The sequence below is a fragment of the Phenylobacterium sp. genome, from assembly GCF_031425575.1.
GTDB lineage: Bacteria > Pseudomonadota > Alphaproteobacteria > Caulobacterales > Caulobacteraceae > Phenylobacterium.
Map to the genome: position 1 here is coordinate 1 of NZ_JANPJP010000005.1, position 2,108 is coordinate 2,108.

Genomic DNA, 2,108 nt, shown 5'->3' on the forward strand with positions numbered 1-2,108 from the left:
CGTCCAAGGTCACGACGCCGCGGGTCTCACCGATTCCCCGGTCCAGATAGAGTTTCCGCACGCTCATGGCCGCACGTATCCCAGGCCGGTCAGCAGGTTGAGCGTCTCATAGAGCGGCAGGCCGACCACCGCCGGATAGGAACCTTGCAGGGACATGACGAAGGCGCCGGCCCGGCCCTGGATGGCATAGCCGCCGGCCTTGCCGATCCCCTCGCCGGACGCGAGATAGGCGGTGATATCGGCGGTGTTCAGGCGCTTGAAGTGCAGGCGGCTCTCCACCAGCCGACTGATGGCGCGGCCATCGGGAGCCTGCAGAGCCACGGCGGTCAGCACCTTGTGGGCCCGGCCCGACAGCAGTTTGAGGCACCTGCGGCCCTCGGCTTCGGTTTCCACCTTGGGCAGGACACGGCGCCCCACGGCCACCACCGTGTCGGCGGCCAGCACATAGGCGTCCGGCTGCTCGGCGGCGACCTTGGCCGCCTTGGCCACGGCCAGCCGCAGCGCCAGCAGGCGCGGCGTCTCGTTGGGAAGGGGGGTTTCGTCGATCTCGGCGGCCACCACGGCGTCCGGTCTGAGATCGATCTGGGCCAGGAGATCGAGCCGCCTGGGGCTCGCGGAGGCCAGCACCAGGCGCGGCGTCGTCATCGGGGGCGAACGCCCGCTAGCGGACGCGGAAGGTGATGCGGCCCTTGGACAGGTCGTATGGGGTCATCTCCACCAGGACCTTGTCGCCGGCCGAGACCCGGATGCGGTTCTTGCGCATCTTGCCGGCGGTGTGGGCGATGATCTCGTGATCGTTCTCGAGCTTCACGCGGAAGGTCGCGTTGGGCAGGACTTCACTCACCGTGCCCGGAAACTCTAAAAGTTCTTCTTTAGCCATGCAGGCTCCAAATAGACGCCGATAAAAGTCGAACGGCCCACGCCTGAATCGAAGGGCGCGAGCCGTGGGAGAGGCCTCTATCATAACGCGGAGCCCGCCGCACGGTCGAATGCCACGGCCGGAAAGTGAGAGAATTGAGCGATCACGCCACTGAACGCCCCCGATACTTCGAACTTCTGGAGCTGGCGGAGACCCAGTCCGAAGTCCTGGCCTTCTGGCTGACCGGCTCGCGTGGCAAGGCGCGGGAGACCGCGGCGTCGGACTACGACTGTGTGCTGATCGTCCGCGACGAAGCCTTCGAGACCTGGCGCACGCGTCACGCAAAACGGGCCCACGGGTTGACCGACTGCTCGGTGATGACCATGGATGGCCTTCGCGCCCATGCCGCCTGGGGCGGGGCGGACGCCTGGGACCGCTACAGCTTTACCCATGTACGAGTGCTGGTGGATCGGACGGAGGGCCTGTGCCAGCAGATCATCGATGAAAAGGCCCGCGTCCCCGATCTGGAAATCGCGGGTTTCGTCGATCGGTCGTTGGATCACTATCTCAACCAGACCTATCGCGCCCTGAAGTGTCTGCGCGACGGCTTGCCCCTCGCCGCGCGCCTGGAGGCGGCGGAAGCGATCGCGCCCATGCTGGACGCCCTCTTCGCCCTCAATGGCGGTCGGCTGCGGCCGTTCTACAAGTATCTGGCATGGGAACTGACCGAGCACCCGCTCAGCTCAGGCCAGGCCTTGGCCCTCCAGGCCCCTGCCCTGCTGGACCCAGACCCGAAAACCCTCGGGCGCCTGCTTCGTGACACCGAGCTCCTGTTCCGAGCCGCCAGCCACGGGCCGGTCTTCGACGCCTGGGGCGATGATCTCGCCTGGATGCGCGGCTAGCGCGGAAACCGCTGGGCGATGTGGGCCGCGAGCGTGTCGCGCACTTCGCGGTAGGCCGCCAGCCTCGCCTCCCGCGACCCTTCCACCAGGGTGGGGTCAAAGGTCGGCCAGTACTCGATCTCGGCAGCCCGGCCCCGGGTCATCTCCACGGCCCGATGCTGCGACTCCGGCGTCAGCGAAACCACCAGGTCGAAGGAGGAGTCGTCCAGGTCGTCGAAGGTCTTGGGCCGATGATCGGTCAGGTCGACGCTGAGTTCGGCCATCACCGCCTCGACGAAGGGATCGGCGCCGTCGGCCGCGTCCCGCTTGAGGCCGCAGCTGTCCACATAGACCCGGTCGCCCAGGGC

4 protein-coding genes are annotated in these 2,108 nt (G+C 67.3%); 1 reads left to right on the top strand and 3 read right to left on the bottom strand.

All coding sequences use genetic code 11. The annotated features are described in order from the left end of the window. Window positions 1–63 precede the first annotated feature (63 nt). Both RMO97_RS00190 and infA read right to left on the bottom strand, forming a co-directional pair. Entirely contained in the window at window positions 64–645 is a 582-nt protein-coding gene (locus RMO97_RS00190) for a Maf family nucleotide pyrophosphatase (RefSeq protein WP_310538553.1), read from the bottom strand. A gap of 16 nt (window positions 646–661) precedes the next feature. Further along, complete coding sequence (gene infA, locus RMO97_RS00195) at window positions 662–880, bottom strand: translation initiation factor IF-1 (protein ID WP_215341158.1); 219 nt, start codon at window positions 878–880, stop codon at window positions 662–664. 134 nt (window positions 881–1,014) lie between these two features. On the opposite strand from infA, the gene RMO97_RS00200 reads away from it, so the two are divergent. Next, on the top strand, window positions 1,015–1,761 hold the full coding sequence (locus RMO97_RS00200) for a hypothetical protein (protein WP_310538554.1): 747 nt from the start codon (window positions 1,015–1,017) through the stop codon (window positions 1,759–1,761). On the opposite strand, the gene RMO97_RS00205 is transcribed toward RMO97_RS00200, so the two are convergent. Next, window positions 1,758–2,108 (bottom strand): low molecular weight phosphatase family protein (locus RMO97_RS00205; RefSeq protein WP_310538555.1); only part of this gene is annotated, 351 nt, incomplete at its 5' end. The genes RMO97_RS00200 and RMO97_RS00205 overlap by 4 nt on opposite strands.